The sequence below is a fragment of the Rhodococcus erythropolis R138 genome, from assembly GCF_000696675.2.
GTDB classification, from domain to species: Bacteria; Actinomycetota; Actinomycetes; order Mycobacteriales; family Mycobacteriaceae; genus Rhodococcus_F; species Rhodococcus_F erythropolis.
The window spans coordinates 3,975,678-4,001,349 of sequence record NZ_CP007255.1; the positions used below are offsets into that span (position 1 = coordinate 3,975,678).

Below are 25,672 nucleotides of genomic sequence, written 5' to 3' on the forward strand. Positions count from 1 at the left end.
GGTGTCTGTGTCCACTGAATGAAAACGGTGTCAGGTCCCAACGATCAAGCAGCCGTCTCGAGGTCGACCAGGAGGAAGTCCTCGCGCAGCGGCCCGTATTCACGATCGGTCAGCTGATACGAGCGCAACGCGCGAGGCGCGCGGGCCAACTCGTAGAACCGCTCGGACCCGGACACGAATTGCCTCGATGCCCAACCCCAGTTCGGGCCGTGCGGAAACTTCGGGTCGGGCAGCATGTCGGACTCCATCGACATCAGCCGTAGACGGCGAACCACTCCGGTAGTTGAGGCATTCTCGTCGAAATCGGTCCACGCCTGACGGGCATTTGTGTCGTCACGAGGAGTTCCAGAGGAACGAACCACCGAAGACGCAGAGCGTCGACCACTACCGGCGTAATCATCGTGTCGAAGTTCGCCGACGCACCGACCACTCGACCGGCTCCACCGCATCGTCCAGCCCGAGAACCACGCGAGCTGCATTGCGTCCTTGATCGAACAGGGACTGGCGAACTGTGGTCAAGCCGGCGTCCGATGCGGCTGTTGTGTCGTCCCATCCGACGACTGCGACATCGTCGGGCAGCGCGAGGCCGAGTTCACGGATCGCGTCCAGAACCCCCAGCGCCAGTTCGTCACTCATCGCCAAGATGACATCGGGCCTTCGGCTCTCGGGAACGTCGAGCAGGGACCGAGCCATCCGCGCACCCTCGCTCCGCTCGTTGACGGTGACGACCCCCACCCGCACCGAGGGCCAATCGAGGCCCGCGTCGCGTACGGCGCGCTCGTAGCCCTCGAGCCGATGGCGGGACACCGGAAAGAACGCTTCACCTGGATCCACGTCCATCCGAATCTCGGACCGACGCTCACGATCCCACGGAAGGCTGATCACCGCGGGCCGCTGCGCCCCCGACAACCCGACTGCCGCGATCGCAACGGCGCCGGCAACATCGTCCATCCCGACGAGATCCACACCCTCGTGCAACGGCCCACCCTGGATGCACGCGGGTTTTCCGGTGCCGACAATCGCGTCGAGGATGGGATCGTCGAAGACGGTGGTCCAGACGACAAAGCCGTCTACTGCCGCGTCGCGAACTCTGTCGACGTCTCCAGGTTTCCCCGAGTTCGGCAGCATCATCAGCCCGGCGTTCGCATCCAGGCACGCTTCGGCGACTCCCGAGAGGAATCGCCGAGCTACTGCGTCTTCGAAGGCGTACGTCAGCTTCTCGCTGAAGACGACCGCGATGTTGTTGAATTTCCCGCTCCGCAAGGACTGCGCCGCCCGGTTAGGGCCCGCGTACTCGAGCTCTTCGGCGGCGGCGAACACCTTGGCTCGCGTTGATTCAGACACGCGCTCGGGCTGTGCGAAGGAGTACGACACCGACATCACCGACACGCCTGCGGCCTTGGCGACGTCGGCCATCGTCGGTCGACTCGAACGCTGCGCACGTATGGCCATGAGCATCAGCATAGCGAGTGCAGAATATCCATTGCGCAGGTGTGTATCGATACATGTATCGTTACACAACATGACTGTTCGACTGCCGAAGGCAACCACGCTACGGCTGATGACACTGGCCGGAGCAGCCTTCGCCTACGTGACGGCCGAAATGCTCCCCGTCGGACTGCTCAGCGAAATCTCGACGGACCTCGACGTCACCGAAGGGCGTGTCGGCCTACTGCTGACCTTCTACGCATACGGTGTCGCGGTCTTGACGCTTCCGCTGATCGGAGCGGTCAAAACCTGGCCGCGACGACGCGTCGTCGTTCTGACGGTGGCCACCCTCGCGGTGTCGCAACTGGTCGCAGCATTGGCCGTCAACTATCCGATGCTGGTGATCGGACGATTGCTCTGCGCTGCGACGCACGGAGTGTTCTGGGCTGTCGTTGCCCCGGTCGCAGCCACTCTGGTTCCGCGCGGACAACAGGGCAAGGCAATCGCGATGGTGTATGCCGGTACGTCTCTCGCTTTTGTTCTCGGAGGTCCACTGTCTTCGGCGATCGGCCAATCCTGGGGTTGGCGGACTGCGTCGGCGGCAATCGGTGTGGTGGCAGTGGTCATTGCTTTCTCACTGCATCGTGCGTTGCCCGAAATGCCGGTCGATCAACACCATCGGAGCAAGCGAGACAAACCGAAGCCGACACCGGCGATGAAACGGGCACTCGCCGTCATCTGCGCGGCAACGCTGTTTGCCGCCCTGGGGCAGTTCGCTTCGTACACGTTCTTCACACTTCTGGTGGAGGAAAGCCTCGGCTCGTCCGGTGGCATCCGTACCGCGATGCTTCTGGTCTACGGCGCCGCCGGCGCAGTCGGAGTGTGGGTCGCCGGCAAGTACTACGACCGCCGACCGCGTCTCTTCACGCTCATCTCGATCGCGACGGTGGCAGGCGCGCTGGCCATCTTCTGGCTCTTGGCGCCGTCGATGGGAGCGTTCGCCGTCGTCGCCACGATCTTGTGGGGTGCGGCGTTCACCACCGTTCCGATCTGCCTCCAATCCTCGGTTCTGCGCGCCGTCCCGATCGGGACCGACCGCGCCTCGGCCATCTACGTCGTCGTGTTCCAGATCGCGATTGCAACGGGCGCTCTGCTCGGTGCGGCCGTCGTCGACGGTGGCGGGCTCTCACATCTGGCGGGCATCGGGGCCACTCTGATGATCGGTTCGTTGGTGATAGTCGGGTTCGGCCGACGCGCATTTCCCCGCGAACCGCAGCGGTCTACTCACTCCCCCACCGACGCGGCAGCGACGGTCGCGTCGTAGATCAGGGTGTATCGCCAGAACAGTCGTCTCCTGATCCGGCTACCTGGCAAACACAACGCGGCCGCGCGTCGGACGTCAGCCATCGACTCACCCGGTTCCGCGGTGGGAGCCGTCATCGCCTTCAGTGGCTCGGAGGCAACCCGTCGATGCTTGACGACGCCGACGACGGGATTGCACACGGTCGCCAACACCGACAGGAGTGCGTCGGTGGCTGTGGTCGATCGATAACACCCGACCACGACGAGCCGGCCGCCCGGTTCGAGCAGGCCGCTCAGCCGCTTCATCGACTCTTCGAGTGGAAGATGATGCAACGCCGCGACGACTGTGATCGCGTCGTACTTCGCCTCGGATGCAAAGTCCTCGATCCGCCGTGCTTCGATGATCACGTTCTCGTCGTCGACCTTGCGCGCACGGCGGCCGACGTCGTCAGGTCAGGTCGGGTTCCACACCGACCACCACGTCGAACCGCCGCCGCAAGAGGTCGATCAGATTGCCGGTCCCGCTCCCCACGTCGAGAGCGCGACCCGACCTGACTCCGCGCAGATTACGTAGAACCCACCGGCCGTAGTGATCGTTGTGACTCCACGGATGGCGTCGGTTGAAACCGTCCAAGCGCGCAATCACACCCATACCCGACGGTATCAATCCGAGCCCGGGCACCGGCCGTCACAACCGCGGGTCGACCGGCTCCGATTCGAGAGCCAACACTGCGAACACGGCCTGGTGCGCTCGCCACAAAGGTTCACGGTCGACGAGCCTGGATACCGCCTCCATGCCGAGCGCGTACTCGCGCAGCGCCATCGACTGCTTGTGTCCGAGGTTGCGGTTACGCAATCTCGCAAGCGTCGACGGTTCGAGGTAGTCGGCACCGTAGATCAATCGCAGGTACTCCCGGCCGCGAACCTTGATCCCCGGCTGAACCTTCGCGTTGTACCCCCGCGGTCCGTGAATCTGATTCGCCAGCGGTTTGACGACCATCCCCTCACCACCGTCACCGATGAGCGACTCCCACCACTTCGTCGCTTCGGACACCGAGTCTTCGGAACCGAGATCGACGACCAGGCGACGTGTAGTGGTAAATCGATTCGGGTCGGCCGCGGCCAGGCGGTCCGAAATACCGAGGTGCCATTCGTGATCCCGTTCCCCGTACGACTGGCCCTCGGTCGCCAGAATCTGGAACGGCGCGATGGTGACGCCGTCCAGTCCGTTCGTCGGCCACACGTACCGTCGGTACGCCTCTCCGAAGCGCTCGATACTGGCGGCCCGAACAGTTGTCTGTTCGAACATCTCCGCCACGTCCAGGCCCCGCGACCCGGCCCGCGCCAACACGGCCTCGCGAGCTGTGAGGTCTGATCGCCCGGCCGCCGCGACCGACGCGTACTGCGAGCGCAGCAGACCTTCCGCTTTGACGTTCCACGGCAACAATTCGCAGTCGAGGAGCAGCCAGTCGGTGCCCAACTCTTCCCACAACGCAGCGGAGGTGACTGCGGCGGCGATGTCGTCGATCAACTGCTGAGTCAGGTCGTCGTCGAAGAACTGGCGGCCGGTGCGGGTGTGCACCATCCCGCTGAGCGCATCCGGTGCGTCGAAGCGGGACTGAGCAACCGATCGATCACGGCACACGAGCACCACTGCCCGCGAACCCATGTGCTTCTCTTCGCAGATCACTGTTCCGATTCCGCCGGCCCGGTATGCGTCGAACGCGGTCGACGGGTGTTCCAGATAATCATCGGATTGGGCGCTCGCGCAGGGCGCCATGGTCGGCGGTAGGTACCGCAGCCATTGCGGCGCGACGGCGAATCGGCTCATCACTTCCAAGGCGCCGGCAGCGTTGTCGGTGCGAACGGACACTCGACCGCGCAGTTCGGTGTCGACGCCGGTTGTTTCGAGGACGTCGGCGAGATCGAGCACATCCGGATCACGAGTCGGCGGTGCCAGCGGTACCACCGGCTCGTACCAAACCTGCTCCGCCGGAACCGACACGATCTCTCGTTCCGGGTATCGAAGGGCGGTGAGGGATCCACCGAACACACAGCCGGTGTCGAGGCACGCGGTGTTGTTGATCCATTCCACCTCGTGCACCGGAGTGTGACCGTAGAGGACCATCGCTGATCCTCGGTAGTCCTGCGCCCACGGGTATCGAACGGGCAGGCCGAATTCGTCCGTCTCACCGGTGGTTTCACCGTAGAGCGCAAAGCTTCGCACTCGGCCGGACGCCCTGTTGTGGTAGTCCTCCTTGAGACCGGCGTGCGCGACAACGAGTTTGCCGTCGTCCAGGACGAGGTGCGCGACGAGACCGTCACAGAAGTCGACGACGCTTTCGCGGAACTCCGCCGACTCGCTGGCCATCTGCTCGAGGGTCTCGGCGAGTCCGTGACTCGGCGTGACCTTCTTACCGCGCAGCGCCTTGACGAGTTTGTTCTCGTGGTTACCCGGAACCGCTATCGCATGTCCCGCCGCGACCATCCCCATGACCAGACGCAGCACACCGACCGAATCCGGTCCCCGATCCACGTAGTCACCGAGGAAGACGGCAGTTCGCCCGACCGGCGGCACCGCATCGACAGCTCTGCCATCCGTCCCGAAGTCGACGGTGTAGCCGAGTTTCACGAGGAGCGTCTCGAGCTCACTTCGACATCCGTGGATGTCACCGATGACGTCGAACGGACCACGCTCGACACGCAGATCGCTGCGGAGCGGGTGGCGCAAGAATGTGGCTTCGGAAACCGCGTCCTCACCTCTGAGGATGTGAACCGAACGGAAACCTTCCTTACCCAACCCGCGGAGCGAGCGAGTCAACTGTTGGTGCTGGCGACGAATCACGTCGCGTCCGAACGTCCGATCAGAGCGTGCGTCGTTTCGTGCAGAACAGACCGATTCCGGAACATCGAGCACGACTGCCACCGGCAGTATGTCGTGCTCGCGAGCCAACGCAACGAGTCGCTTGCGCGCAGCGGGCTGGACGTTGGTCGCGTCGACCACCGTGAGGCGTCCGCGTCGCAAACGCTTGGCCGCGACGAACTCCAGCACTTCGAAAGCATCGGACGTCGACTCCTGTGAGTTCGGATCGTCACTGACCCATCCTCTGAATGTGTCACTCGAGAGGGTTTCGTACTCACCGAAGTGGCGCGCCGCAAAGGTCGACTTTCCCGAGCCACTGACGCCGATGAGTACTACCAGGGCGAGATCTGGAATCTCGTACACCGTCATGACGTTCGTGCCTCCTTCGTGAAGATTGCCATCTGTGTCGGCCCGCCGAGGACCGGATCAATTGCTCCGATAAATTCGAACTCCACGCAATAGCCGTGGACTCGGGCCGTTTCGGTTGCCCAGTCGTCGAATTGGGTCCGTGAGAACTCGAACCTGTGATCGGGGTGCCTGAACTCTCCCGCGGCCAATGCCGGATACAGCACGTTGTAGTCGGCATTCGGAGTAGTCAGCAGCACATACTGCGGTTCTGCGTCCACGAAGACCGATCTGACCAGCGCCGGCAGGCGCGCCGTGTCGACGTGCTCGACCACCTCCATCAGCACGGCTGCGTCGAAGCCTTTCAAGCGTGCGTCGCGGTACGTCGCGGACGACTGCATCAAAGACACACGTTCACGCTGGACGTCGGACTTTTCGGTGAACTTCAATCTGCGTTGCGCCCGTGTCAGTTCGCGCGCGCTCACATCGACGCCGACAAGTTTGTCGAATTGAGCGTGCGGCATCAGCGCCTCGAGCAATTTACCTTCGCCACAACCGATATCGACAATTGTTCTCACGTGCAGTCGCTGAAGCGTCGCCAAAACTGCGTCGACGCGAAGGCGTGCCAGCGGCGGATCCGGTCTCGGTGCTTCGATCTGCGCCTCGGCTTGTTCGGGAATCAGTCGATCGACCACCGATTCGACCAGGTCGCGTCGACGAGCCAGGTAGCGGGACATGATCAGCACGGAATCCGGATGCGACGCCAACCACTCTCCAGCGACGCGGATCAATTTGTCTGCCTCGTCAGGTCCCACCCAGTAGTGCTTCACATCGTCGAGGACGGGCAACAGCACGTAGAGGTGCCGTAGGGCACTCTGCACCGTGTGTTCCCCGGTAAGTGTCAGCGACACGAAGTCGGAGTTTCCCCACGTCGGTAGGTGCGGATCAAGCTGCACCGGTATCGCGGTCACGTCCCAGCCCAGCGGCTCGAACAGCCGACGAGGCAATTCCGCATCGCCGCCACACGGAACCACCGGAATCGAGACGGTCAACGCGAGTTCGGCTCCGACGAGTTCCGGGTGCGACTTGCACGTTCCCGTCAACGCGGTCCGAAACAGCTTCGACAGAGCAACCGAGAGTATGGACGACGCCGCATACGGCCGATCGTTGACGTACTCCCCCAGCGAAAAGTTGTCGCCACTCTTGCCGCGGCGATACCTACTCTGCACAAGTTCGATGGGGTCGACGTCCACAATCACTGCCACCGTGGTCTTTTCGGCCGAGGCCTCCGGGTACAGAACCGTGGCGGTGCCGATCGCCAAGTCGAAGGTTTGCACGCGGTCGGGATGTTTGTGCAGCAGGTAGCTCAACGCGGTCGCATCAGGAGTCTGCGGGGTCGGGGTGGACGTCAGTGTGAGTAGCACCAGGCGAATGTAGCCCGGCAAACGTCCGGGGCGCCTCCGATTTACGCGCCCGCGGCCGTCAGAACAAAGTGAGAGCTGCTCCCGCACCCACCAGTTCCCGAGGCGCCTCACGCGGTTCACTGCCAGCCGCACTGACGTCTCGATGCTCCGAACGACCACCCAACCCATGACGCTCGACCAATGGCTCGACACGGCTTGCGAGCCAACGCTTGTATTCGGGAGTGACATACGCACCCCGCCCGTACAGCTCGCGGTAGCGACGGATGAGTGCCGGATGTTCCTGAGCAAGCCAATTCATGAACCAACCCCGAGTACTCCCCCGCAGGTGCATCGGGAAGACCGTCACACTCGTCGCACCGGCTTCGGACAGTGCCTCGAACAGACCGTCGAGGTGACTGGTGGAATCGGTGAGGAACGGAATGACCGGCGCCACCATGACATTGCACGAGAATCCCGCGTCGGTGATGGCCCGGATCATCTCGAGACGCGCCCGCGGTGACGGGGTACCAGGCTCGATCTGCTTCTGAAGTGCAGCGTCGTTGATCGCCAATGACACTCCGATTCCGACGTCGACCTGCGCCGCCGCCATCTTCAACAGCGGCAGGTCCCGTCGGAGCAGAGTTCCCTTCGTCAAGATCGAGAAGGGAGTTCCCGATTCGGTCAACGCGCGAATAATGCCGGGCATCAAGCGGTATCGGCCCTCCGCTCGCTGATAAGGATCAGTGTTGGTACCCAGTGCCACTGCCTCCCGTTTCCAGGACTTTCGCGCCAATTCCTTGCGGAGCACCGCGGCAATGTTCGTCTTCACGACCACTTGGGAATCGAAATCCGCGCCGGCGTCGAGGTCGAGGTACTCGTGACTCGGTCTCGCGAAGCAATATCGGCATGCGTGCGAGCAACCACGAAAAGCGTTGACGGTGAAGCTGAACGGCAACGTCGACTCTTCGGGCATCTTGTTGAGCGCGCTCTTGCAGAGCACCTCGTGAAACGTAATTCCCTCGAACTCGGGAGTCTGCACGGAGCGAACCAACCCGGCCCGTTCGAGTCCGGGTAGCGCTCCGTCATCTGCATCCAATGCCTGACCCGACCACCTCATGGCCCCAAGTCGAACACTTGTTCTAAGGTATGTCAAGATGGAGCGAATACCCGACCGTGCCTCACCACGGCCGGGAAGTTGTTGGCAGAATTCGGGGCATGTCGAACAGAATCAATATTTCGTCCGGTTCCGAATGGGAACCCAAGATCGGTTACTCCCGTGCCGTGCGCATCGGTAACCAGATCGCAGTCTCTGGCACCACCGCTCCTGGTGAGACCCTCACAGATCAGACCCGCGCAGCGCTCGAAACTATCAAGGCAGCACTTGCCGAGGCCGGCGCCTCGCTCGACGACGTCATCCGCACTCGCATGTACCTGCGCGACATGACGCAGTGGGAGCAGGCCGCTCTCGCGCACGGTGAAGTGTTCGGCGAGATTCGTCCCGCCACGACCATCCTCGAGGTCAGCTCGCTGATCGACCCCGCTCTGCTCATCGAGATCGAGGCCGACGCGGTTCTCAGCTGATCGCCAATCCGGACATTTGTGAAATGGGCGCCTAGTCTGAGCCGATGAAACCGATGCGGCTGTATCCGTTGACGCTCGCGCTCGGCATCACCGCCGCTTTCCTCTCGCCCGGTTCTGCACTCGCAGATCCGGGCGAGAGTCTTTCGACGGCTTGCGGCAGCCAGTTGAGCAATGCCGAGGTGGGCCGGATTGCCGAACTCAGCGACGTCACGACGCTGAACGGTGCCGGACTGCCTCGGCTCGAGACCGCTGTCGAACGTCATCGTGAGATCACGTCGATCCTCGTCTCACACCACGATTGGCGAGGCTTGTTCTCCATCGGCCTCGACGCTGTCGAACACGAGGCGGTGATGCCGCTGCAGCGAGACCCTGCGGCCTTCGCCGATGACGAGTGGGCCCATTCCGTCAGCTTCGAATTGCTGCGCAGGTACCTGGTGAACGTCCATGCGGAGTTCACCGGTACTCCCACCGATCCGGCGTGGACCAACTACTTCGCCCTGACACGTCAGTGCGACGCCAGTCCAGCACGGGTTGCCATGGCCGGCTACAACGCGCATCTCACCGTCGACCTCGCTCACGCCGTCGCCACGTCCGGAACCACTGCGGAGGATGTCACGGATTTCTACAAGATCGTCGATTCCATTGCCGTCAAGGGTGGTTCGATCGTGACCCTCACCAAGGCCGAGTACGACGCCGATCTGGGGCCGCTCTGGCGGTTCTACTTCGTCGGCGAAGGACTCGACCGATTGGCCGGAAACTCGCAGCCCTCGGAACTGCTGCTCCGCGCCGCCGACAGCGGATACAACACCATCACACTGGCCAACGGATTCGCCCTCCAGAATCCGCAGACACGTCCCGGCGCAGAACAGGAGATCGACGCACTCTGGCGTACTACGGATTCCGCTCTCGACGTACTCTCGCGACTCGGCGGTCTCTGACATCTCACCCTCCGCTGCCTGAAACGGACACACCTGCGACAATGACCCCATGACGGGGCACTCGGCGGGGCAAGGCATCCAGAGTCCCGCCATGCGCCGGGTGCGAGACCTGTTGCGCGGGCCCGCAATTGTCTGCGACGGCCAGGCAACCATCCGCGAGGCCGCGAAGTTGATGACCGATGCGGGCCGCCGTGCTGTTGTGATCCCGACGGAGACAAGCGATTTCGGAATCTTCACCGAAGGTGACCTACGCGCTCGCGTGGTAGTCGGTGGTATCGACAGCAATCAGCCGGTATCAACAGTGATGACGCCGTCAGCAGTGACAGTCGATCCGGATCGATTGGGCGCCGACGCCGTGACCGACATGCTCGAGTACGGATTGCGCCATCTCCCGGTCGTGACCGAGGCAGGCGCACTGATGGGTGTGCTCGAACTCAGCGACCTCCTGACTTCGGCCACCAATCAGGGTTTCGAACTGCGCGCAGCGCTCGCCACAGCACAGGACGACGCCCACCTCGTCGAAACAGCCCGCGCGGTCCCTGTTCTGGTGACGGAATTGGTGGCCTCACGGGTCTCACCGCTCGACATCGGCGCGACGCTGGCCGTGCTGATCGACGTGACGGTCAGGCGAGCCATCGAATTGGTGGTGGGCGGAGACGAGCGACCGGATTTCGCGTGGCTGTCGCTCGGCAGCGTCGCCAGGCGTGAAGCGCTCCCCTCTTCGGATATCGACAGTGCGCTGGTGTGGGGCGGCGAATCTCATCACGAGGGAGCCGACGCCGCGAAGACCATCCACGACATCCTCGATCTCTGCGGGTTCCCTCGCGACACCAAGAACGCCGTCGCGACCCAGGCCAGGTTTGCTCGGACGCTCCCACAATGGCGCACTGCGCTGCGGAAATGGGTATCCAATCCGTACCAGGACCAAGCCCTGGTCATGTTGTCGATGCTGGCGGATGCCCGCGTCGTCGCAGGCGATCCGGCGTTGGATCCTCGCCCTGCGGCGTTGGATCAACTGCGACTGCACCCGGCCGTCATGCGACTGCTCCTTCGCGAAGCGGTCGGAGACAAGGCAAAGCTCCATTCGTTCAAGGACGTGATGACGCGTCGGACCGGAACCGTCGACCTCAAAGCCAGCGCCGTCCAACCGATCGTGAACATCGCTCGATGGGCGGGGATTTCCGTGGGCGCCCGCACGAGTTCGACACTCGAACGCCTCAAGGCTGCAGCGGGAAGCGGTTTCCTACTCGACGACGACGCCCAGGTACTGATCGAATCTTTCGAGGTGTTGCAGCAGATTCGTGTCCGCCACCAGACCGATCAGTTCGCGGCAGGTCGGCCACCGACCGACGAAGTCGTGATCTCCGAACTCACTCCGCTCTCGCGGAGCTTGCTGAGCAATGCAGTGCGCGAGGTCGCAGGTGTGCAACGACGACTCGAATATGCCGCGTCCGCGTCGGCGCTACCCGACATCGACCCGTGAATCGCACTGCGCTCGAACAGGTTCTGGCGGCGGAGCGCCTCGAAGGCTGGGATCCGAGTAACGAGCAGATCGCGGAACTCGAGGCCGTCATGATCGGGATGCTTTCTCGGCGTGAGTATTTCGAGCAGGAATTAGCGCGAGCCGTCGGCCTGTCGTCACCAATTCCCCCGCGGATCCGCTGGCGAAGATCAGCGCCGTACGTCTATCGCGGTACATCGGTGCTCGAGAACAATTTCGACGTGCGAGATCCCGCCGCACTGCAATCACTCGAGTTCGCGGCGACCGCGCTTCGTCTGGGTGAGGCGCATCTCGGCAGCGACCTCGTACCGCACACGCGAGACACAGCCGAACTTCTCCTACTTCACCAGCACGTTTTCCAAGATCTGTACCAGTGGGCCGGACACATCAGAACCGTTGACATCAGGAAAGGTGCGGCAACGTTTGCCCCGGTCTCGGCGATTCGGAACTACCTGTCCGAGGTGGAAGAGATCATCGCCGCCGTCGATTGGATAGCGCTCGATCACGGCGCTGCGTCGTTCGCGCTCGCATCGGTGTACTCGACGCTCAATCATGCCCACCCGTTTCGGGAAGGAAACGGGCGAACCGGAACACTCTTCCTGCACCGACTCGCCGCCGACACCCGATATCAGCTCGACTTGTCGCGGGTGAGCAGAACCGAGTGGGTATCCGCGTCCAGGGATTCTGCGCCTTTCCGGCCCACCGGGACCCCGTCGCCTCGCCCGTTTATCGATCTGTTCAATCGCGCGCTGACTCGCTGACGCAAACATCTGCTGCCCGTTCCAGGCGGACTGAACACCGTTACTGCTGAGTGAGCACCGCTTCCGACACGCTGGAAGCGGTGCTCACTCGAAGAAAAGGGTGCTCACTCGACCATCAACCGGGTAGCGCGAACTCTCCTGCGTCGGACCAGCGCTGACGCTCGGCTCCGAATGCGACGGACTGCATCGCGCGGAACTCCTCGATCGAGCGCGAGTTCGACGCAAGGAACTCCTGATGCTCGGCCAGCGAGAAGCTGCCGTCCTCGATCTCGACTCCCCCGCCGCGGCCGGCCGCAGTGTCCGCGCGCAGATCCATCAGCTCTTCCGGCTCGACGGGGTACCAGGAGATCCGGTCGAAGAATCGCAGCAACCACGGAGTGCCCTCCTCGAACGGGCCCGACTTCGCGGGGTGGCGGTGATTCCACACCTGCGTCGTACGCCCGACGAACTGGTACCCGCCCGGGCCTTCCATGCCGTAGATGCAGAGGTACGCCCCACCGATCCCGACGGCGTTTTCGGGGGTCCAGGTGCGGGCGGGGTTGTATTTGGTCGTGACAAGGCGATGACGTGGGTCGAGCGGCGTCGCGACCGGAGCTCCGAGGTAGACGTCGCCGAGTCCGAGCACCATGTATTCGGCGCCGAAAACGGTGTCGAACACGTCGTTCACGGATTCGAGACCGTTCATCCGGCGGATGAACTCGATATTCCACGGGCACCACGGCGCGTCCGCACGCACTCCGTGCATGTACCGCTGGATCGCTTCGCGCGTAGCCGGGTCGTCCCACGACAGTGGCATCCGCACAGTGCGACTGGGCACAACGAGTTCGTTGGCCGCAGGCAAGGTGTCCTCCGCCTCGGCGAGCATTCCCATCAGTTTGCCGACGGGCAGCACGTCTGGGTCGACGCGGACCTGCAGGCTGCGGATTCCCGGGGTGAGATCGAGTAGTCCGGCCGGCTTCTCGGCTTCGAGTCGCTGATGCAGTGCATGTGCACGCGCACGTAGCGCCAGGTCGAGATTCATGTCGCCGTATTCGACCAACACGTTGTCATCGCCTGAGCGCCGGTACGTGACCGCGGTGTCGCCGTCACGGCGGGCTATGACGCCGTCGTCGCCGTCACCACCGGAGGAATGCACAACCGAATTGGACGCTCGACGCGATACTCCGAGGTCACGGCGGGAGGCTGCCCGTTCGGCGCGGACCGGCACGAAGCGAATCTTGTTCCCGGGAGCCAACTGTCCAAGCTTCCAGCGATCAGCAGACACCACCGTGATCGGGCAGACGAAGCCGCCGAGGCTCGGTCCGTCGGGCCCGAGGAGGATGGGCGTGTCGCCGGTGAAGTCGAGTGCACCGATCGAATACGCGTTGTCGTGGATGTTCGAAGGGTGAAGTCCCGCTTCGCCGCCGGTGGTTCTGGCCCAGTCAGGTTTCGGACCGATCAACCGGACTCCGGTGCGGTCGGAGTTGAAGTGGACCTCGTACTCGGTCGCGTACAGCGTGTCGATGTCGGAGCGGGTGAAGAACTCCGGCGCCCCGTGCGGGCCCTCGGTCACCGCAAGTTCCCAGCACGTGTGTATCGCCGGAACATGCTCGGCGGGAACACCTCCCGCTGCGCCGCTCGCCTGTCCGAGTTTGAGAACGTCCCCCGCCCGCAAAGTCCTACCTTCGTGTCCACCGAACCTGCCCAGGGTGAAGGTCGACGCACTGCCGAGATAGTCGTCGGTCTCGATTCCGCCCTGTACGAGTACGTAGATGCGCAGTCCTGGGCCGCTGAGCGTTCCGACGTCGAGCACCGCTCCAGCGGGGACGAAAACAGGACGCCACTGACCGTGGGCGATGCCGTCGACGGTCACAGACACCGGAGCGCCCGTGACGCACACCGTGGTGTCCTCGTCGAACGTCATCGCAGGTCCGGCCATCGCGCATTCGATGCCGGGTGCGCCTTCGGGATTTCCGAGTGCGGTGTTTCCCAACCGAAACGACAGGTCGTCCATCGGGCCCGACGGTGGGACACCGATCTGCCAGTACCCGACGCGCCCTGGATAGTCCTGAACCGTCGTCAACATTCCGGGACGCACGATGGTCAGTTTTGCGTTCATTCGTCTGCCTCCGGCCGTGTGACGATCATGCGGACGGCCGTCGGATCGAAGCCGTTGCACGGGTTGTTGATCTGCGGGCAGTTGGACACGAGGACGAGCGCGTCGCGTTCGGCACGCAACGCGAGCCGCTTGCCTGGCGCAGACAGTCCGTCGACGATTCCGAGTGTGCCGTCGGGGTCGACCGGGACGTTCATGAAGAAATTGATGTTGGACACCAGGTCCCGCTTACCGAGCCCCCATTTTGCGCCCTCGACGAGGAAGTTCTCGACGCACGCGTGCTGGTGCTTGGTGTGGTGGCCGTATCGCAGGGTGTTCGATTCCTGTGAGCACGCGCCGCCGACGGTGTCGTGGTTTCCGACCTCGTCCGCGACCAGGGTCATGAGCGGAGTTCCGTCGTCACTGCGGAGCACGGATCCTGTGGTCAGAAACAGATTCTGCTGCGCTGTGACCGTCGCTGCTGCCGAGTACCGAACGCTGTGATCGTCACTGGCATAGACGAGTGTGTCGACGGCTTGATTTCCGTGCAGATCGACGATGGTCAGGACGTCGCCGGCGCGGACAACTGCGGACCACGGCCCGAACGCTTCAGCAATCTCGTCGAGGATCACCGTTCCGGGAACGAGGGCGGGGACATCCAGGGTGGTGGTCATGCGATCTCCTCCAGGTTCGAAGCCGTCCAGGCGTCTCCGGTATTGAGCACTGCGCGTTGGTATTCCGGCCCGAGATCGTCAAGGCTGCCGAGTTCGTCGGCCGCGTTCCACGCGAGCACTTCGAGGGACGTGGTGGGAAACTCCAGCGCCGGATCGAGTGGGTGCGCGGTGTTGGCGATCATCACGATGACCGGCAGGTGGATCAGAAGGTCGACCGTCGCGCCGGCGCCGGCGGAACCCGTACTGGTGAGAGCGCCGTCCGCCTCGACGCGGACACCATGGAAGAAGGACAACGGCGGCGCAATGTCCTGCGGCCCGAGTCCGTTCTTCGCGGCAGCGACGGTGAACAGTTCACGACCGGCGGGTGAGGCACTGTGCAGCGAACCCTGCCCGTACTTCGCCTCGTTGGTAGCGCGTGACGTCGTTCCGCAGAACGCGTCGTGGTGACCCGACGTGTCGGCGACCACCGTCGCGAGTACTCGCCCCTGATCGGAGAGCAACGGGTGCCCGACACCGAGATAGGCCTGCCATGGCACCTTGACGGTATCGGCGACGTTGAGACGCTCCCAGGGGGCGTCGGCGCGGTAGAGCAAGATGTTTGCACAGGCGCTGCCGACGATGTCGCGAAGTCGCAATCGGGTTCCACGGGCGAGAACCTTGGTCGTGTATCGCCCACCCGGCACTGTTTCAGCCCAGGTCAGACGTTCGGGAGCGACGTCGTCGGGCGGGTTCGGCCAGCGGGTGGCCGGCAACACCGGCATGGAGTCTGTGATTGTTCCGGCCTGGGACCGGGCATGCTCGCGCGCTCCGGCGGTGGTCTGAGTACTCATGGTCAGGCTCCGATCGTGACGGGATTCGGGGTGGCGCGGCCACGTGGGAAGCAAGCGACTCCCAGCCCCACGACCAGCGCTATCGTGATGGGCGCGGCCCACTGCAGAATGGGGTACTCCCCCGTGGGGTTGAAGATCTCGGCTCGTGGCCAGGACAGGTTGATCACCATCAGCGCGCCGTACACAACCGCGGCGATGTTGACCGGAACTCCCCAGATGCCCAGGGAGAAAAGCTTTTTGCCTTCGGCGTCGAACTTGGGGCCGACTGCCGTGCGAGGCCATCCCTTGAGACGCTGAACCAGCAGCGGCACCGTCACCATGAGGTAGGCCAAGTAGATCAAGATGATGCATACGCTGGACAGGGTTGCGAAAATTGCCGAGTTGCCTACGTTGACGGCCAGGACGGCAATGCAGACCAGACCGATGAGGACGGACGGCGCGATAGGTGTTCCGGTGCGGGGGTTGACCTTTGCCAGTACCTGCGAGGCAGGAAGCCGCCCGTCGCGGGCCATGGAGAACATCAGCCGTGAAGCAGCAGTCTGAATGGCCAAGGTGCACACGAACACTGCGATCGAGACGTCGATCAACAAGACCGTGCCCCACGGCGAACTCAGAATGGAGGTCAGTACGTACGGCAAACCTTCCGTGGCCAGGCGTCCGTCGGTGAGTGAGGGCGCTGCCATCAACGCGCCGAGGATCATCAAGCCGCCGCCGAGTGCGGAAGCGGAGAGTGCAAGGCGGATCGTACGAGGTGCGACGCGTCGGGGGTTGCGGGTCTCCTCGGCCAGTTCGCCTGCCGAACCGAAGCCGACCATGACGTAGGCAGCCATCAGTCCGGACATGATCCACGCCCAGGCGTATCCGGGCTGACCGCCGGCACTGCCGGTGTCGAAGACGACGTCCGGTCCGCGCTGAGCGTGGGTGAAGAACATCCCGATCACCGCGATGACACCGACGATTTCGCAGGTCACGCCGATGTTGTTGATACGCGACATCCAGTTGACGCCGATGCAGTTGATGAAGGTGGTCAGAACCAGAAGTACCGATCCGAGCAGCACGGCATTGGCAGCACCGCTCGAGGAGGTGAGTGCACTGTCCTCACCGATGATCTGGAACCCGCTCCACACATTCGGGAGCACGACCTGCAAGGCGATCGCGGCGGCCGACGCGGTGACGATCTGAGCGAGAATCATGAACCAACCCGCGAACCAGCCGACGATTTCACCACCCATCCGCCGCGACCACTGGTAGATGGCGCCCGAAATCGGATATCTGGCAGCAAGTTCCGCGAAGTTGAGAGCAACCATGAACTGACCGATGAAGACGACGGGCCAGGTCCAGAAGAACGCCGGACCCGCGAAACCGAAACCGAGGCCGAACAATTGGAAGATCGTGGTCAGGATGGAAACGAAGGAGAAGCCCGCGGCGAACGACGCGAACTTTCCCAGCGATCGATGCAGCTGCTGCTCGTAGCCGAACTCCGCGAGGTCACCGTCGTCGTGAGGCGAAGAGGCGAGTGCGGATGCGGTGGTGGGCTGCGCAGCCGGGGTGGTTGCACTCAACGGCGTACTCCTTCGGCGAAGCGATTCAGAGGCGAATAACTGTCGATTGATAGTTTTCGCGAAATCCACTCGCCGCAGGTGACGCCCGCGTATACGATTCGCCTGATTCTGTAACAGGCTCGTTGAGTACGTTTCGAGCACGTGACCGAATGCTCACAGCGACGGCCACCCCGCATGTAAGGCCAGAGCCTGCCACTATGGAAGGCGTGACCAACGCCGGCCCCGGACGACCCCGCCTGACCGCTCGCCGACGCCCGGGTGGGACTGCCCGGGCGGAGATCTTGGATGCAGCCGCTGAACTGTTCACCACCCGAGGCTTCGCCGCGACGTCGACACGCCACATCGCCGAAGCAGTCGGAATGCGTCAGGCGTCGCTGTACAACCATTTCGCCACCAAGGACGACATCCTGGTTGCACTGCTCGCCGACACCGTGACTCCGGCGCTCGACTTCGCGGAGACTCTCAGGCCACGCGGCACCTCACCCGAGGTGAAGCTGTACGCGCTTTCGTACATCGACGCGGCCCAACTGATCACCGGACGGTGGAACCTCGGCGTCCTCTATCTCTTGCCGGAACTGAGAAGCGACAGGTTCATGTCGTTCCGAGCCGATCGCGATCGGCTTCGCGAGCAATACCGGGCCCTCGCCCAGGCAGTGCTCGACGCGATTGACGATCCAGCATCAACTCACCTGGCCGAGCTTCCGTTTCGCCTGGTGGAAAGCGTGATCAGCGCGCGAGCCGACGCACTCGAAGGCACCCCGATCCCCAACGCCGCCGTCATCGCCGGGTCGGCACTGCACATTCTGGGGTGGCGCCAGGATCTTGATCCCATCCACACGGAAGCGGCAGAGCTAATTGCGAACGCAGAAACGCCGAAATTGTCCGGGGCTGCATCAGCTCCGGACAATTTCGACGCAATGAGGACCTAAACGGCCACGAGACTAGACCGAGAGGGACTGTCCCGGGAAGATCAGGTTGATGTTCGGGACCTGGCTGGCGAGGTTCTCGAGCGAGATGCCGTGTGCAGCAGCGATCTTCGACAGGGTGTCGCCTGCCTTGACCACGTAGTTGCCGCTTCCGGTGCTTGCTGCCGGAGCCGACTCGACGGAAGCCTCAGCGGTGACGGGGGCTGCTGCGGCCTCGTAGTTGCCTGCGGTGGTGCCGGTGGTCAGGTACTGACCGCAGACGGGCCATGCGCCGACGCCCTGGCCTGCGAGAACGTTCTCGGCGACACGGATCTGCTCAGACTGGCTGGCGTTGGCAGCGTTGCCCGATCCACCGAACGCGTTCCAGGTGCTCTGCGTGAACTGCAGTCCGCCGTAGAAGCCGTTTCCGGTGTTGGCGGCCCAGTTACCGGAGGACTCGCAGTTTGCGACTCCGGACCAGTCGTGGCCGGCTGCCGAAGCGGTGCCGGTGCTCATGGCGAGCGGGATTGCGACGACTGCGCCTGCGGTTGCAACTGCGCCGAGGGCGCGCTTGAAGGTGATGCTGGTCATTGGGTAAATCCTCTCCGCTACCGCGGACGAGGTCGGCCCGGACGCTTTCACGTCTCGTCGATCGACTCGCCTGTTTCACTCCTGCCCCGCGAAGGTTTCGGGAGTACCGGACCCGCGGGGCAGAAGCACGCAGTTGCGGGTCGGTGTTTGCCCGGTAGTTTCGGGCTGTCAACGACCGTAGGCGATGGTCACGGATTGGTCACGGGGCAGTTTTCCGGCACTGCCGTACCAGATTCAGTCGAGATTCAAGAAATAACCACAGGTCAACTAGTTGATTCGAGCTTCAACCATACCGATCGTTATCCGTCCGTTATGTGGCAACCGTCACTGCGATTTTGTGACCCACCGCACCGAAACGGGCGTGTCGGAACGCAAAACAGCCCCATTCAAATGTTAAGAGAGTCCTGGCAACGAGCAAAAACCAACCGCCCCAATCATTATGGAGAATGAACTGGTGATCGTCGCAGTAGAAGGACCCAGCGCCGCCGGCAAGACCACCTGGTGCCGAACCCAACTCGGTGGACAAACCGCAGCGGAAGGATTCGTCGCCGAGTATCAGCCCACGGGGCGCGAGCCGGACGGCACGGATCTCGACGTCCAGGCAAGTTACTGGGCAACGGTCAATTCGAAGCGATGGTCGCAAGCGGAAGAACTCGAATCGAGAACCGGGATCGCGCTCTGCGACAGCGACCCGCTGAAACTGCACTACAGCTGGTGTCTCGCCGCGGTGGGCGCCGCACCTCGGGAGCGATTCGAGTACGAGCTCGAGGCAGTCGAGACGGCTTTTACGCGCCTCGAACTGGGTCTCGCGGATCTGACCGTCATCTCGATACCGTCACCGAAGCAACTTCGACTGCAGCGCGAAGGAGACCCCAGCCGCCGACGACGGCATTTCGAGCTTCACGCGGCGCTCGCCGAGCCGCTCACCCACTGGTACTCGGCGGTGGACAGGGTGGATCCAGGTCGCGTTCTGTGGGGCTTCCCGACACTGCTCGATCTTTCGCGCTGTCCCCCACCTCGATCGGATCGCAGCGATCCGGGCCTCCTGCGCGCGATGCTCAACGAGTTGCCGCCACTCCCCAGATAGCAAGCGGCTACTCGATCTCAGCGCGCTCGTTCGACCCTGGCCTCGTCCCATACCGGAGACTCGCTCTCGTACACGTTCCCGTCCGATCCGAATACCAGGAACCTGTCGAACCCGCGCGCGAACCAACGATCGTGGGTTACCGAGATGACGGTGCCGGCAAACTGTGCGATGCCCTGTTCGAGCGCGTCAGCCGAATGAAGGTCGAGGTTGTCGGTCGGCTCGTCGAGCAGCAACATCGTGGCGCCGGAAAGCTCGAGGAGCAGAATCTGCAGGCACGCCTGCTGTCCGCCGGACAGGTCGTCGTACTTCTGTTCGGCTGCTTGGGACAATCCGTAACGGTCGAGCGCGCGGCTCGCCGCTTCACGCCCCATTCCGTTTCGGTGTTCGTCGCCCATGTGCAGGATCTCGAGCAGCGTGTTCCCGGTCAGATCAGGCCTGGAATGGGTCTGCGCAAACAATCCGGGACGTACCCGGGCACCCAGCGTCGCAGTACCCCCGTGCTCGACCGGCGCGATGTCGAGCGCCTCGACGGGCAGATGCTCGGTCCCCGGATCGGTCCCACCACCCGCCAAGAGACGAAGGAAATGTGACTTCCCGGATCCATTGGAGCCCAGCACGGCAACCCGATCTCCGTACCAGATCTCGGTGTCGAAAGGCTTCATCAATCCGGTCAGCTCGAGATCCTGACATACCAACGCGCGCTTGGCGGTTCGCCCGCCCGCCAGCCGAACTGTCACCTTCTGCTGAAGTGGAATCGCTTCGGGTGGCCCTGCCTCCTCGAACTTCGCCAACCTGGTTTGCGAGGCGTGATACCGCGCAGCGACGCCGTCGTTGAACTTGGCCTTTTCACGCAATCGCAGAACCAGGGCACGCAGTTTCGCGTGCTCCTCGTCCCAGCGTCGACGCAGTTCTTCGAATCGAGCGTTGCGATCCTCGCGGGCCTGGTGGTAGCTGGCCAGCCCAGCGCCGTGGGTCCACGACGTTGCGCCGCTGATTCCAGGCTCGAGCGTCACGATGTGGGTGGCCGCGTTGGCGATCAGTTCGCGGTCGTGGCTGACGAACAAAACCACTTTCGACGATTCCGAGATCGTCTTTTCCAGCCATCGTTTGCCCGGAACATCGAGGTAGTTGTCCGGCTCGTCCAGCAGGAGTGCGTCGTCGGGCCCAGCGAACAGTGCTTCGAGAACCAACCGTTTCTGCTCGCCACCGCTGAGCGAGTTGGCCGCGCGCCACTTCGCACGGTCATAAGGAACACCGAGAGCCGCGGTAGTGACCTTGTCCCAGAAGTCTTCGGTCTCGTAGCCGCCCGCATCGGCCCAATCGGCCAGCGCGTGCGAATACTTCATTTGAGTTGATTCCTCGTCGCGCTCGATCATCGCGTTTTCTGCCGTATCGAGCGCCAGTGCTGCATCCCGGATCCGCGCCGGAGAGACGGACAACAGAAGATCGCGCACGGTGGACTCGTCGCGAACCTGGCCGACGAATTGCCGCATCACGCCCAGTGTTCCGGATCGAGTGACAGCGCCCTCGTCAGCGACGGCGTCTCCGGCGACAATGCGAAGCAATGTCGTCTTACCAGTCCCGTTGGGCCCGATCAGTGCAGTTTTTGCACCGTTTCCGACCCGAAAGCTGACACCGCTGAGCAGTTGTCGACCATCAGGAAGGAAGTAGTCGACGTCGGCGATGTTGAGGTGGGTCACGCTCTCAAGGGAACCCTACCCACGGCGATCTGCCAAACCATTATTCCTGCCTTCGGTGTCGAGTTCACGACCGTCATGGGATCGTCCGACCGCATCGAGCGCGGCCAGATATCCGAAAACCATTGCGGGACCGATAGTTGCACCTGGACCGGCATAGGTATGACCCATGACCGGCGAGCTGGTATTACCTGCTGCGTAGAGCCCGTCGATGACCGAACCGTCGGCGCGCAACGCTCGCGCGCGAGCGTCCGTGTTGATGCCGCCTTTGGTCCCCAGGTCTCCGGGCACCATCTTCGCGGCATAGAACGGACCCTTCGTGAGTTCTCCGAGGCTGGGGTTGGGCTTGTTGGTGCAGTCGCCGTAGTAGTGGTCGTATCTGCTTGTCCCACGGCCGAAGTCGCGATCGACTCCGTCGCGCGCGTGACTGTTGAATCGTGTGATGGTGGCGGACAGCGCATCGCCCGGCACTCCGATCTCGGCAGCGAGTTCGGCAATCGATCCAGCTCGCACGATCGCACCCGATTCGATCCACGACCGAGGTATCGGCCTGCGCGCCGGCACTCCCGCGAACAGATAACGGTCACGGTACGTCTGATCGAAGATCAGCCAAGCGGGGATGTTTTCAGCGGGTCCTTCACCTCGGCCGTACTTTCCGCCGAACATGGCGTGCGCGGCTTCGACGTAGGGAAGCGACTCGTTCATGAAGCGCTGACCGCTGGCGTTGACCATCAGGCTTCGAGGCAACGAGCGTTCCGCCAAGGCGAACCACGGGCCTTTGGGTAGCGGAATCGACGGGGCCCACCACGCGTCGTCCATGTACGAAATTGCCGCGTCGACGCGTAGAGCTGCACGGATACCGTCTCCGGTATTGGTCGGTGCCCCGAGAGTCCACTGCGCACTACTCGGCCGGCGCTGATACTCGCCTCGCATGTCGTCGTTGTTGTCGAACCCGCCGCACGCGAGGATGACACCGCATCGAGCGTGCATGGTTCTCTGCACTCCCCCGGACTCGAGTCGCGCACCCACGACACGATCATTGTCGGCAACCAAATCCACAAGCCTCGTTCCGAGCGCGACCGTCACTCCGGCGTCCCGAACTCCGAGCATCAGTTCCGCCATGAGCGCCGGCCCGAGCCCGATCAGCTTCTTCTTCCGAGCTTTTGCGACCAGGGATCTCATTCCCACCCGAAGCATTCGCACCGGCCCCCGCCAATGCCGAACCCCCGTGCTCAGCCAACGGTAATCAGATTGTTGGACAACCATGTTGAGCGGCACCTTCATGTACGGCGGATGAAGGGTCGCGAGATCGTCGCCCAGAGCTCGCGCGTCGAACGGGCGCGGCTCGCACGAGCGGCCGCTTGCAAGCCCGCCAGGTGCCTCGGGAAAGTAGTCGGAGTAACCCTTCACCCATTCGAGCTCGAGTGCAGAGTGCCGAATCAGGAAATCGAGGGCTTCCGGGCCTCGATCGATATACGTGTCGATACGGTCGGTGTCTGCATCCTCTCCGACAATGCTCTTCAGATATGTTCGCGCAGAGTCGATATCATCCGCCGGCGCCTCGCGGCGAAGTATCGAGTTTCCCGGAATCCACACTCCGCCCCCGGACCGGGACGACGAACCGCCCCAGTACTCCGACTTCTCCACGAGAATTGTCGAGAGTCCGTTGCGGGCTGCAGTGATGGCTGCGGACATGCCGGCAGCCCCCGATCCCACAACGATCACATCCACCGCTGGTACATCCACTACCGAGAGCTCGGAGTTTCGAGAGTTCTCGTTCATCACTGGTCACGACCTTTCATGTCATCGTCATCCTGCGTGCGCCACCGGGATCCCTGAACCGCGTCGAGTGCCCCCTCGACGCACACGGGAAGTGATGCCCCACGCTTCTGGGGGTTACGTATCCATTGCCGATAGCCGAACTCCGCCGCCGCCAACATCAAGTGAACGAGTAGTCCTGGTCGGCTGTCATTTTCAGGATCGAGTTGCATTCGTTGTGCCACCAACTCCACCAACCGATCACGATGCTCGGGCGCGATCAGCGCGACTCGATCCATCAGGTGCGGCGCGGTGCGGAACGCTGCTCGCCACTGATCGATCTCCGCGGACTCGAAAGCATTGGAACGCTCGAGGATTGCCCGCGAGATCGCAAGATCAGCCGACTCAGATGCCGGGCGATCCTCGAGCAGTGTCACGATCCCGGCACCGCCCTGCCTGACCGGGTCCAACAGCAGATCCTCTTTGTTACGAACGTGCCGGAAGTACGTACTCGCCGACACCCCCGCTGCTGCCGCAATCTGCTCGGTGGTCACATCCTCGAAACCGTCACGCGCGAACAGATCGAATGCCGCACGTTGAATGTCTGCTCGCACCTGCAACCGTTGTCTCTCCCGTAGTGACATCAGCAACGTCCTCCCGCCTCGGCCGAGATCCGGCCATTCTCGATAATGCGAGTCTCACCTATTGTGACAGTCACTGTCAATATCCAATTCTCTGTCAGATATCAGCAGACCCCGGCATTTCGTTGACAGGGCATTCGATGCCACGACAAGCTTCGAAGATGAAACGATGGTTCGCGGCGGGCTTCGGAACGGCGATCGTCTCGCGATCACTTCTGCGCAAAGCACTCATCTTCAAGTTCCGACGCGACGTACGTGCACTCAATTCCGGCAATTACCGGCCGCTGTTGAATTCCTATCACCACCACGCGGTGCTCAGATTCGCCGAGGGTGATCATCGGTGGGCAGGAGTGCATGCCGGACGGGACCAAATCGAGACGTTTCTCCAGGAATTTGTCGACGCGGGGCTTCAAGGCGCGGTCACCGAAGCGTATTTCGGTGGTCCGCTCTGGCGCATGACACTGCTCGCCCGATTCGACGACCGAGCCCGTGGCCCGGACGGCGCCGTCATCTATCAAAATCGAACAGTGCTTCTCGTTCGAACCAAGTGGGGAAGAATCGTCGAGCAGGAGGACTACTACGAGGACACCGCCAGAATCGGTGACTTCGACAGACGGCTCCGCGAAATCGAAGCCGGACGAGCCTGTGGCACAGTCGCGGAATGACGGACGTCAGGATTGACCGCCACCGGAAACTATCAGCATTCCTGTCTTCCCGGAACGATGTCGAACTGGCCCGACTGGTCGACACCGCTCGAGTCTCGAGCGTAGGCGTGGGCGGCGCCGCAGGACTCGTCGGTGTCTGCGAAAACAGGTTCGACAGCGTTCCGGTCTTCACCAAACGCATCCCACTGACCGAACAGGAACTCGCCGACGTGGGCTCTACTTCCAACCATTTCGACTTGCCGACGTTCTGCCAGTACGGCATTGGGGGCCCGAGCTTCAACGCCTGGCGAGAGCTGGCCGCGAACGTCATGGTCACCGAGGCCGTTCTGGCCGGCGAAACACAGTCGTTCCCAATGCTTTACCACTGGCGGGTGCTGCCCGGTCGATCGCCGGTTGCACTCGAACACGCCGACATCGCTTCCGTTCCCACCGCCTGCGCCAGTAGTGAAGCGCGGGTCCGCCTCGAAGCACTCGCCACTGCGCCGTGCAGCCTCGTACTGTTCTGCGAGTACATCGCACACCCGATCTCGGATTGGCTGCAAGACAACCCGGCCGCCAAAGCTGCCGAAGTCGAGCGACAGTTTTCGGAGATCGTGGCGTTCTTACGCGATCGACAGTTGCTGCACATGGACGGCCATTTCGGCAACATGCGCACCGATATGGAGCGGATCTACCTCACCGACTTCGGACTGGCCACATCCCAACACTTCGACCTGTCGACTACCGAACATGACTTCGTCCGGCGCCATGCCACCCATGACGCCGACTACGCCGCCATGCTTCTGGTCAACTGGCTGGTCACCGAAGTCTGCGGAGTGCCGAGACCGAAACACGGCGGACCAGTCGCCCGCAACCAGTACGTACGACGATGCGCCACAGGTCATGTCCCAGGTGATGTGGCACCGGAGGTGGCCGCGATCTTGACCCGGCACGCGCCCGCCGCTGCGAGAATGAACGACTTCTACTGGCGATTGTTCGACGGCGACTTCGATGCGCCCTACCCTCATGCCGCGGCAGTTCCGACTTCCGGTCGAGGACAGGGTTTTCCCTGAACTGCCGTCTCCAC

25 protein-coding genes are annotated in these 25,672 nt (G+C 62.9%); 9 read left to right on the forward strand and 16 right to left on the reverse strand.

Annotated features, from left to right (window positions below):
* Positions 1–44: 44 nt before the first annotated feature.
* From H351_RS32555 to H351_RS18125, 3 genes are read right to left on the reverse strand one after another with little or no spacing between them, the layout of a single operon-like run.
* Entirely contained in the window at positions 45–236 is a 192-nt protein-coding gene (locus tag H351_RS32555; protein WP_244891366.1) for a hypothetical protein, read from the reverse strand.
* Between the two features lie 17 nt (positions 237–253).
* Positions 254–400 (reverse strand): hypothetical protein, encoded by a 147-nt coding sequence (locus H351_RS32560; protein WP_244891367.1) that lies wholly within the window; start codon positions 398–400, stop codon positions 254–256.
* A complete protein-coding gene (locus H351_RS18125) occupies positions 397–1,452 on the reverse strand; it encodes a LacI family DNA-binding transcriptional regulator (RefSeq protein ID WP_228232709.1) in 1,056 nt (351 codons plus the stop codon). The genes H351_RS32560 and H351_RS18125 overlap by 4 nt, the downstream gene beginning before the upstream one ends.
* A gap of 70 nt (positions 1,453–1,522) precedes the next feature.
* On the opposite strand from H351_RS18125, the gene H351_RS18130 reads away from it, so the two are divergent.
* Positions 1,523–2,752, forward strand: coding sequence for an MFS transporter (locus H351_RS18130; protein WP_029255312.1), 1,230 nt, complete (start codon positions 1,523–1,525; stop codon positions 2,750–2,752).
* Here H351_RS18130 and H351_RS32565 read toward each other — a convergent pair.
* From H351_RS32565 to H351_RS18150, 5 genes are read right to left on the reverse strand one after another with little or no spacing between them, the layout of a single operon-like run.
* Positions 2,713–3,138: a class I SAM-dependent methyltransferase gene (locus tag H351_RS32565; RefSeq protein WP_244891368.1), complete on the reverse strand. Its 426-nt coding sequence runs from the start codon at positions 3,136–3,138 to the stop codon at positions 2,713–2,715. The two genes, H351_RS18130 and H351_RS32565, sit on opposite strands and share 40 nt — an antisense overlap.
* 40 nt (positions 3,139–3,178) lie before the next feature.
* Positions 3,179–3,412, reverse strand: coding sequence for a class I SAM-dependent methyltransferase (locus H351_RS32570; RefSeq protein WP_244891369.1), 234 nt, complete (start codon positions 3,410–3,412; stop codon positions 3,179–3,181).
* A gap of 6 nt (positions 3,413–3,418) precedes the next feature.
* Positions 3,419–5,962, reverse strand: a complete 2,544-nt coding sequence (locus tag H351_RS18140; protein WP_029255311.1) for a polynucleotide kinase-phosphatase — start codon at positions 5,960–5,962, stop codon at positions 3,419–3,421.
* Positions 5,959–7,383 (reverse strand): 3' terminal RNA ribose 2'-O-methyltransferase Hen1, encoded by a 1,425-nt coding sequence (locus tag H351_RS18145; RefSeq protein WP_029255310.1) that lies wholly within the window; start codon positions 7,381–7,383, stop codon positions 5,959–5,961. The genes H351_RS18140 and H351_RS18145 overlap by 4 nt, the downstream gene beginning before the upstream one ends.
* Positions 7,384–7,420: 37 nt before the next feature.
* Positions 7,421–8,458: an Rv2578c family radical SAM protein gene (locus H351_RS18150; RefSeq protein WP_003944842.1), complete on the reverse strand. Its 1,038-nt coding sequence runs from the start codon at positions 8,456–8,458 to the stop codon at positions 7,421–7,423.
* Between the two features lie 98 nt (positions 8,459–8,556).
* Here H351_RS18150 and H351_RS18155 point away from each other — a divergent pair, with 98 nt between their 5' ends.
* The 4 genes from H351_RS18155 to H351_RS18170 are packed head-to-tail and all read left to right on the forward strand — an operon-like array spanning position 8,557 to position 12,122.
* Positions 8,557–8,922 (forward strand): RidA family protein, encoded by a 366-nt coding sequence (locus H351_RS18155; RefSeq protein WP_019748335.1) that lies wholly within the window; start codon positions 8,557–8,559, stop codon positions 8,920–8,922.
* A gap of 53 nt (positions 8,923–8,975) precedes the next feature.
* A complete protein-coding gene (locus H351_RS18160; protein WP_020969555.1) occupies positions 8,976–9,860 on the forward strand; it encodes a DUF5995 family protein in 885 nt (294 codons plus the stop codon).
* 49 nt (positions 9,861–9,909) lie between these two features.
* Entirely contained in the window at positions 9,910–11,343 is a 1,434-nt protein-coding gene (locus H351_RS18165) for a putative nucleotidyltransferase substrate binding domain-containing protein (protein WP_230091150.1), read from the forward strand.
* On the forward strand, positions 11,340–12,122 hold the full coding sequence (locus H351_RS18170) for a Fic/DOC family protein (protein ID WP_029255308.1): 783 nt from the start codon (positions 11,340–11,342) through the stop codon (positions 12,120–12,122). Before H351_RS18165 ends, H351_RS18170 begins: the two co-directional genes overlap by 4 nt.
* A 115-nt stretch (positions 12,123–12,237) precedes the next feature.
* Here the strand turns inward: H351_RS18170 and H351_RS18175 are convergent, their stop codons facing one another.
* The 4 genes from H351_RS18175 to H351_RS18190 are packed head-to-tail and all read right to left on the reverse strand — an operon-like array spanning position 12,238 to position 17,262.
* Complete coding sequence (locus H351_RS18175; RefSeq protein WP_029255307.1) at positions 12,238–14,220, reverse strand: 5-oxoprolinase/urea amidolyase family protein; 1,983 nt, start codon at positions 14,218–14,220, stop codon at positions 12,238–12,240.
* The gene (locus tag H351_RS18180; RefSeq protein WP_029255306.1) at positions 14,217–14,870 is read right to left on the reverse strand and encodes an urea amidolyase associated protein UAAP2; all 654 of its coding nucleotides are present in this window, start codon (positions 14,868–14,870) and stop codon (positions 14,217–14,219) included. The genes H351_RS18175 and H351_RS18180 overlap by 4 nt, the downstream gene beginning before the upstream one ends.
* Positions 14,867–15,700, reverse strand: a complete 834-nt coding sequence (locus H351_RS18185) for an urea amidolyase associated protein UAAP1 (protein ID WP_029255305.1) — start codon at positions 15,698–15,700, stop codon at positions 14,867–14,869. The genes H351_RS18180 and H351_RS18185 overlap by 4 nt, the downstream gene beginning before the upstream one ends.
* Positions 15,701–15,702: 2 nt before the next feature.
* Positions 15,703–17,262, reverse strand: a complete 1,560-nt coding sequence (locus H351_RS18190; RefSeq protein WP_029255304.1) for an amino acid permease — start codon at positions 17,260–17,262, stop codon at positions 15,703–15,705.
* Positions 17,263–17,459: 197 nt separating this feature from the next.
* On the opposite strand from H351_RS18190, the gene H351_RS18195 reads away from it, so the two are divergent.
* The gene (locus H351_RS18195) at positions 17,460–18,191 is read left to right on the forward strand and encodes a TetR/AcrR family transcriptional regulator (protein ID WP_029255303.1); all 732 of its coding nucleotides are present in this window, start codon (positions 17,460–17,462) and stop codon (positions 18,189–18,191) included.
* Positions 18,192–18,203: 12 nt separating this feature from the next.
* Here the strand turns inward: H351_RS18195 and H351_RS18200 are convergent, their stop codons facing one another.
* On the reverse strand, positions 18,204–18,758 hold the full coding sequence (locus H351_RS18200) for a LysM peptidoglycan-binding domain-containing protein (RefSeq protein WP_019748325.1): 555 nt from the start codon (positions 18,756–18,758) through the stop codon (positions 18,204–18,206).
* A 439-nt stretch (positions 18,759–19,197) separates the two neighbouring features.
* On the opposite strand from H351_RS18200, the gene H351_RS18205 reads away from it, so the two are divergent.
* Positions 19,198–19,845, forward strand: coding sequence for a hypothetical protein (locus H351_RS18205; protein WP_029255302.1), 648 nt, complete (start codon positions 19,198–19,200; stop codon positions 19,843–19,845).
* A gap of 17 nt (positions 19,846–19,862) precedes the next feature.
* Here H351_RS18205 and H351_RS18210 read toward each other — a convergent pair whose 3' ends face one another.
* Genes H351_RS18210 through H351_RS18220 form a run of 3 tightly spaced genes read right to left on the reverse strand, consistent with a single transcriptional unit; the run spans position 19,863 to position 23,944 of the window.
* The gene (locus H351_RS18210; RefSeq protein WP_029255301.1) at positions 19,863–21,545 is read right to left on the reverse strand and encodes an ATP-binding cassette domain-containing protein; all 1,683 of its coding nucleotides are present in this window, start codon (positions 21,543–21,545) and stop codon (positions 19,863–19,865) included.
* A gap of 15 nt (positions 21,546–21,560) precedes the next feature.
* A complete protein-coding gene (gene kstD / locus H351_RS18215; RefSeq protein WP_029255300.1) occupies positions 21,561–23,324 on the reverse strand; it encodes a 3-oxosteroid 1-dehydrogenase in 1,764 nt (587 codons plus the stop codon).
* Positions 23,324–23,944 (reverse strand): TetR/AcrR family transcriptional regulator, encoded by a 621-nt coding sequence (locus H351_RS18220; protein ID WP_020969546.1) that lies wholly within the window; start codon positions 23,942–23,944, stop codon positions 23,324–23,326. Before H351_RS18220 ends, kstD begins: the two co-directional genes overlap by 1 nt.
* Positions 23,945–24,102: 158 nt before the next feature.
* Between H351_RS18220 and H351_RS32575 the strand changes: the two genes are divergently transcribed.
* Both H351_RS32575 and H351_RS18230 read left to right on the forward strand, forming a co-directional pair.
* Positions 24,103–24,606 (forward strand): nuclear transport factor 2-like protein, encoded by a 504-nt coding sequence (locus H351_RS32575; RefSeq protein WP_230091149.1) that lies wholly within the window; start codon positions 24,103–24,105, stop codon positions 24,604–24,606.
* Positions 24,603–25,658, forward strand: a complete 1,056-nt coding sequence (locus tag H351_RS18230) for a BUD32 family EKC/KEOPS complex subunit (RefSeq protein WP_029255298.1) — start codon at positions 24,603–24,605, stop codon at positions 25,656–25,658. The genes H351_RS32575 and H351_RS18230 overlap by 4 nt, the downstream gene beginning before the upstream one ends.
* The last annotated feature ends 14 nt before the right edge of the window (positions 25,659–25,672 follow it).

Bases quoted from the DNA above. Each gene is read 5' to 3' on its own strand.
- H351_RS18140 (WP_029255311.1), bottom strand. From the start codon at position 5,962: ATGACGGTGTACGAGATTCCAGATCTCGCCCTGGTAGTACTCATCGGC.
- H351_RS18185 (WP_029255305.1), bottom strand. From the start codon at position 15,700: ATGAGTACTCAGACCACCGCCGGAGCGCGCGAGCATGCCCGGTCCCAG.
- H351_RS18165 (WP_230091150.1), top strand. From the start codon at position 9,910: ATGACGGGGCACTCGGCGGGGCAAGGCATCCAGAGTCCCGCCATGCGC.
- H351_RS18130 (WP_029255312.1), top strand. From the start codon at position 1,523: ATGACTGTTCGACTGCCGAAGGCAACCACGCTACGGCTGATGACACTG.
- H351_RS32560 (WP_244891367.1), bottom strand. From the start codon at position 400: ATGATTACGCCGGTAGTGGTCGACGCTCTGCGTCTTCGGTGGTTCGTT.
- H351_RS18155 (WP_019748335.1), top strand. From the start codon at position 8,557: ATGTCGAACAGAATCAATATTTCGTCCGGTTCCGAATGGGAACCCAAG.
- H351_RS18200 (WP_019748325.1), bottom strand. From the start codon at position 18,758: ATGACCAGCATCACCTTCAAGCGCGCCCTCGGCGCAGTTGCAACCGCA.
- H351_RS18220 (WP_020969546.1), bottom strand. From the start codon at position 23,944: ATGTCACTACGGGAGAGACAACGGTTGCAGGTGCGAGCAGACATTCAA.
- H351_RS18125 (WP_228232709.1), bottom strand. From the start codon at position 1,452: ATGGCCATACGTGCGCAGCGTTCGAGTCGACCGACGATGGCCGACGTC.
- H351_RS18175 (WP_029255307.1), bottom strand. From the start codon at position 14,220: ATGAACGCAAAACTGACCATCGTGCGTCCCGGAATGTTGACGACGGTT.
- H351_RS18205 (WP_029255302.1), top strand. From the start codon at position 19,198: ATGGAGAATGAACTGGTGATCGTCGCAGTAGAAGGACCCAGCGCCGCC.
- H351_RS32555 (WP_244891366.1), bottom strand. From the start codon at position 236: ATGCTGCCCGACCCGAAGTTTCCGCACGGCCCGAACTGGGGTTGGGCA.
- kstD (WP_029255300.1), bottom strand. From the start codon at position 23,324: ATGAACGAGAACTCTCGAAACTCCGAGCTCTCGGTAGTGGATGTACCA.
- H351_RS18230 (WP_029255298.1), top strand. From the start codon at position 24,603: ATGACGGACGTCAGGATTGACCGCCACCGGAAACTATCAGCATTCCTG.
- H351_RS18150 (WP_003944842.1), bottom strand. From the start codon at position 8,458: ATGAGGTGGTCGGGTCAGGCATTGGATGCAGATGACGGAGCGCTACCC.
- H351_RS18180 (WP_029255306.1), bottom strand. From the start codon at position 14,870: ATGACCACCACCCTGGATGTCCCCGCCCTCGTTCCCGGAACGGTGATC.
- H351_RS18160 (WP_020969555.1), top strand. From the start codon at position 8,976: ATGCGGCTGTATCCGTTGACGCTCGCGCTCGGCATCACCGCCGCTTTC.
- H351_RS18195 (WP_029255303.1), top strand. From the start codon at position 17,460: ATGGAAGGCGTGACCAACGCCGGCCCCGGACGACCCCGCCTGACCGCT.
- H351_RS32575 (WP_230091149.1), top strand. From the start codon at position 24,103: ATGAAACGATGGTTCGCGGCGGGCTTCGGAACGGCGATCGTCTCGCGA.